At 71.9% G+C, this 4,236-nt stretch carries 3 protein-coding genes and 1 pseudogene; 3 read left to right on the forward strand and 1 reads right to left on the reverse strand.

The genetic code is table 11. The features are described from left to right. Window positions 1–1,781 (reverse strand): leucine--tRNA ligase (leuS, locus tag PHC73_RS11950; protein WP_300128516.1); only part of this gene is annotated, 1,781 nt, incomplete at its 3' end. Between the two features lie 194 nt (window positions 1,782–1,975). On the opposite strand from leuS, the gene PHC73_RS11955 reads away from it, so the two are divergent. From PHC73_RS11955 to PHC73_RS11965, 3 genes and pseudogenes are all read left to right on the forward strand, one after another. Beyond that, a complete protein-coding gene (locus tag PHC73_RS11955) occupies window positions 1,976–3,004 on the forward strand; it encodes a 2-hydroxyacid dehydrogenase (protein ID WP_300128519.1) in 1,029 nt (342 codons plus the stop codon). 97 nt (window positions 3,005–3,101) lie between these two features. After that, window positions 3,102–4,004 (forward strand): hypothetical protein, encoded by a 903-nt coding sequence (locus PHC73_RS11960; protein WP_300128522.1) that lies wholly within the window; start codon window positions 3,102–3,104, stop codon window positions 4,002–4,004. Beyond that, window positions 4,001–4,236 (forward strand): annotated as a pseudogene (locus PHC73_RS11965) (hypothetical protein); the annotation flags it as partial. The gene PHC73_RS11960 and the pseudogene PHC73_RS11965, both read left to right, overlap by 4 nt.

The following is a 4,236-nucleotide window of genomic DNA, read 5'->3' on the forward strand; positions in this document are numbered from 1 at the left end:
CGGTCGATCAGCGCCTGCGGGTCCACCGTGTTGCCCTTGGACTTGGACATCTTGGCGCCGTCCTTGAGCACCATGCCCTGCGTGAGCAGGCGCGTGAACGGCTCGCCGATCGAAATCAGCCCCTCGTCGCGCATCAGCTTGGTGAAAAAGCGCGCGTACAGCAGGTGAAGGATGGCGTGCTCGATGCCGCCGACGTACTGGTCCACCGGCAGCCAACGGTCGGCGCGCTCGTCCAGCATGGCGGTGTCGAGATCCGGGCAGGCAAAGCGCGCGAAGTACCACGACGACTCGAAGAACGTGTCAAACGTGTCCGTCTCGCGCCGCGCCGGGCGGCCGCACTCGGGGCAGGTGGTCTCGTAGAACTCCGGCATGCGCGCCAGCGGCGAGCCGCTGCCGTCCACCACCACGTCCTCGGGCAACACCACCGGCAGTTGATCGTCCGGCACCGGCACGGCGCCGCAGGCATCGCAGTGGATGACCGGGATCGGGCAGCCCCAGTAGCGCTGGCGCGACACGCCCCAGTCGCGCAGGCGGTACTGCACGCGCCGCGCGCCGAGGCCCCGCTGCTCGGCAAGATCGGCGATGGCGTCGAAGGCGGCCTGGAAGTCCAGCCCGTCGAAGTCAGCGGAGTTGATCAGCCGCCCCTTGTCGGTGAAGGCGGCGTTTTCGACCAGGCTCGCCGGGTCGCCGTCGAAACCTGCGGGCGCCACCACCGGCACGATCGGCAACCCGTACTGGCGGGCGAATTCCCAGTCGCGCTGGTCGTGGCCGGGCACCGCCATGATGGCGCCCTCGCCGTACTCCATCAGCACGAAGTTGGCCACCCACACCGGCAGCTCGGCGCCGGTCAGCGGATGGCGGGCGCGCAGACCCGTGTCGACGCCGCGCTTTTCCTGCGCCTGCAGCGCCGCCTCGGAGGTTTCGCGCGGCTTGAGGTTCTCGATGGCCGCGGCGAGCCGGGGATCGGCCGCCGCCACCTGCTGCGCCAGCGGGTGCTCGGCGGCCACCGCCATGTAGGTGACGCCGAACAGCGTGTCCGGCCGCGTGGTGAACACCTTCAGCGCCCCGTAGCCCGGCACCTCGAAGCTGAGCTCCATGCCCACCGAGCGGCCGATCCAGTTGCGCTGCATGGTCTTGACCGGCTCCGGCCACTCCAGACCGTCCAGATCGCGCAGCAGCTCGTCGGCATAGGCGGTGATGCGCAGGAACCACTGCGGAATCTCGCGCCGCTCCACCAGCGCACCCGAGCGCCAGCCGCGGCCGTCGATCACCTGCTCGTTGGCCAGCACCGTCTGGTCGACCGGGTCCCAGTTGACCGCCGCCAGCTTGCGATAGGCGATGCCTTTCTTCAGTAGCCGCGTGAACAGCCACTGCTCCCAGCGGTAGTACTCCGGCCGGCAGGTGGCGATCTCGCGCCGCCAGTCGTAGGCGAAGCCCAGGCGCTGGAGCTGCCCGCGCATGTGGGCGATGTTGTCGTAGGTCCAGCGCGACGGCGCGATGCCGCGCTGGATGGCGGCGTTCTCGGCCGGCATGCCGAAGGCGTCCCAGCCCATCGGCTGCAGCACGCGCCGGCCCTGCATCATCTGGTAGCGCGCCAGCACGTCGCCGATGGTGTAGTTGCGCACATGCCCCATGTGCAGCGCCCCCGACGGGTACGGGAACATCGACAGGCAGTAGAACTTCTCGCCCGGCCCGTCGTCGGCGGCGGCGAAGGCGTCGTGCTGCTGCCACCAGGCCTGGGCCTGGGCCTCCACCGCGGCGGCGTCGTACTGGCGATTCATCGGGGGCGAAAATCCGGCTAAAAAAGACCGTCGATTATAGCCGCCGGCCGCGCCCGGCCCGTGGCACCGGCGCGCGGCGCCGTTGGCGTGCCCGCCGGCCGGGCCCTACAATCCAACCGTTCGGTCGGTGCCCGGGGCGGCGTCCGCCCGCGCACACGCCATCCGCACCAACAACCCACGCGCAGGAGAACCGCATGAGCAAGGGGGTCATTTTCGTTTCCACGGACTGGATTTCGGACGTGCTGGCCGACGCACTCGGCAAGCTCGACTGCGAAATCATCCGCGGCCCGGCCGCCACCGGCCCGGGCTTCACCGTCTACGACCCGGCCGACTACGAGCGGCTGTTCGGCCGCGCCGACGTGATCGTGGCCAGCCCCATCACCAAGATCGACCGCGCCATCATGCTGGCGGCGCCGCGCCTGCGCGCCATCATGTCGCCGGTGATCGGCGTCGAGAGCATAGACGTCGACGCCGCCACCGAGCTCGGCATCATCGTCGGCCACGGCGCCACGCCCGAGAACTTCCTTGGTATGTCCGAGGCCACGGTGCTGTTCATCGCGGCGCTGGCCATGCAGCTGCCGTTCAAGCAGCGCCTGCTGGCACAAAACCTGCCCCGGCCGCGCGAACTGACCGCGCGCAGCGTGCGCGGGCGCACCATCGGCCTGGTGGGCATGGGCCGCATCGCGCGCGGCGTGGTCGATCGCCTGCAGGGCTGGGAGACCGAAATCCTCTATTTCGACCCCTACGTGCCGCAGGACAAGGCCCCGGCCGGCACCAAGAAGGTGGAGCTCGACGAGCTGCTCCGGCGCTCGGACTTCGTGAGCCTGCACGTGACGGTGACCGACGAGACGCGCGCCATGATCGGCGAGCGCGAGCTGCGCCTGATGAAGCCGACCGCCTACCTGGTCAACACCGCGCGCGGTGCGGCCGTGGACGAGGCGGCGCTGTACCGGGTGCTCAAGGAAGGCGCCATCGCCGGCGCGGCGCTCGATGCCTTCGTGCAGGAACCGCTGCCCATGGACAGCCCGCTGCGCGAGTTCGTGGGCTCGGACAACGTCATCCTGACGCCGCACATCATCGGCCACACCAAGGACGTGATGGACTCACTGCCGGTGGCGGCGCTCGAGAACGTGAGCCGCGTGCTGCGCGGCGAGCCGCCGCTGTACACCAAGAACCCGGAAGTGATCGAGCGCTGGAAGGCGCGCCTGGCCAAGCTCGGCTGACCGCCACCGCCCCTGCCGAGAAAGCCCCCGGTCGGCGACCGGGGGCTTTTTTGTTGTGCGCAGACCTTTTCTGACACACTCGCGGCGCATGTCCCGCTTGACCGTTTTCTTCTGCGACCTGCCGCCCGCCGGCCTGCGCGCGCTGCCTGGCCTGCCGCCGCCCGCGCCGGACGGCCCCGCCAATGTCTGCGCGCTGTTCGGGCTGCACGGCCCCGCCGCGCCGCTGGCGGCCATCACCTACACCCACGATTTCGGCACCCCGCCGCCGGGCTGGTGCGCGCGCCTGGACCCAGTCTGTTTGCTGCCGGCCGGCGCCACGCTGCGCCTGCTGCCGCTCGAGCGCTCGCCGCTCGGAGAGGCCGACGCGCGGGCGCTGTTCGAGCGCGTCAGCAGCGCCGGCGTGATCCCGCAGGTCACCTGGCGCTACGCGGCGCCGCTGCGCTGGTACCTGCTCGGCGATGACGCGCCGGACCTCACCACCTGCCCGCCGGGCGCGCTGCCGGCCGGTGACGTGGCGGCCGGCCAGCCGCGCGGGCGTGATGCGCCGCGCTGGCAGGCGTGGCTGAACGAGCTGCAGATGCTGCTGTTCGACGCGCCGGTCAACCAGGCCCGCGAGGCGCGCGACCTGCCGCCCGCCAATGCCCTTTGGCTGTGGGGCGGTGGCCGCACGCCAGCGCTCGGGTCGGCGCCGTTCAACGCTGTGTGGACCGATCAGCCGCTGGTCGGCGGCCTGGCGCGGCTGGCCGGCTGCCGGCTGCACGCATTGCCGTCATCGCCGCAGGCCTGGCTGGCGGCAGCGCCGGCCGGTCACGGCTTGCTGGCACTTGGCGCCGAGGCGCTCGAAACCGGCACCGCCGCGGCCTGGCTCGGCGCACTGCAGGCGGCGCTCGACGCCGGCCGGCTCGAGTCGGTCACGCTGCTGGCCGCCGGTGCGCGCGTCGACCTGCGCCGCCGCGGCCTGCTGGCGCGACTGCGGGCGCGCCTGCGCCGGGCGCCATGACGCTGCGCTTTGGCCAGCCGATCGAGCGCCGCCCGGCGCCCGCGCCCGGGCTCGCGGCGGCGCTCGAACGTGAGCTCGGCTGCGCCGTGCTGGCGCGGCTGTATGCGGCGCGCGGCGTGGCGGCGCACGAGATCGACTACTCGCCCAAGCGCCTGCTGGTGGTGGCCGACTACGACGCCGACGGCGCCACCGGCTGCGCACTCGCCGTGCGCGGCCTGCGCGCGCTCGGCGC

Source organism: Immundisolibacter sp., assembly GCF_028696615.1.
Lineage (GTDB): Bacteria > Pseudomonadota > Gammaproteobacteria > Immundisolibacterales > Immundisolibacteraceae > Immundisolibacter.

Excerpts from the sequence above, each read along its gene's own strand:
- PHC73_RS11955 (WP_300128519.1), top strand. The coding sequence starts at position 1,976 with ATGAGCAAGGGGGTCATTTTCGTTTCCACGGACTGGATTTCGGACGTG.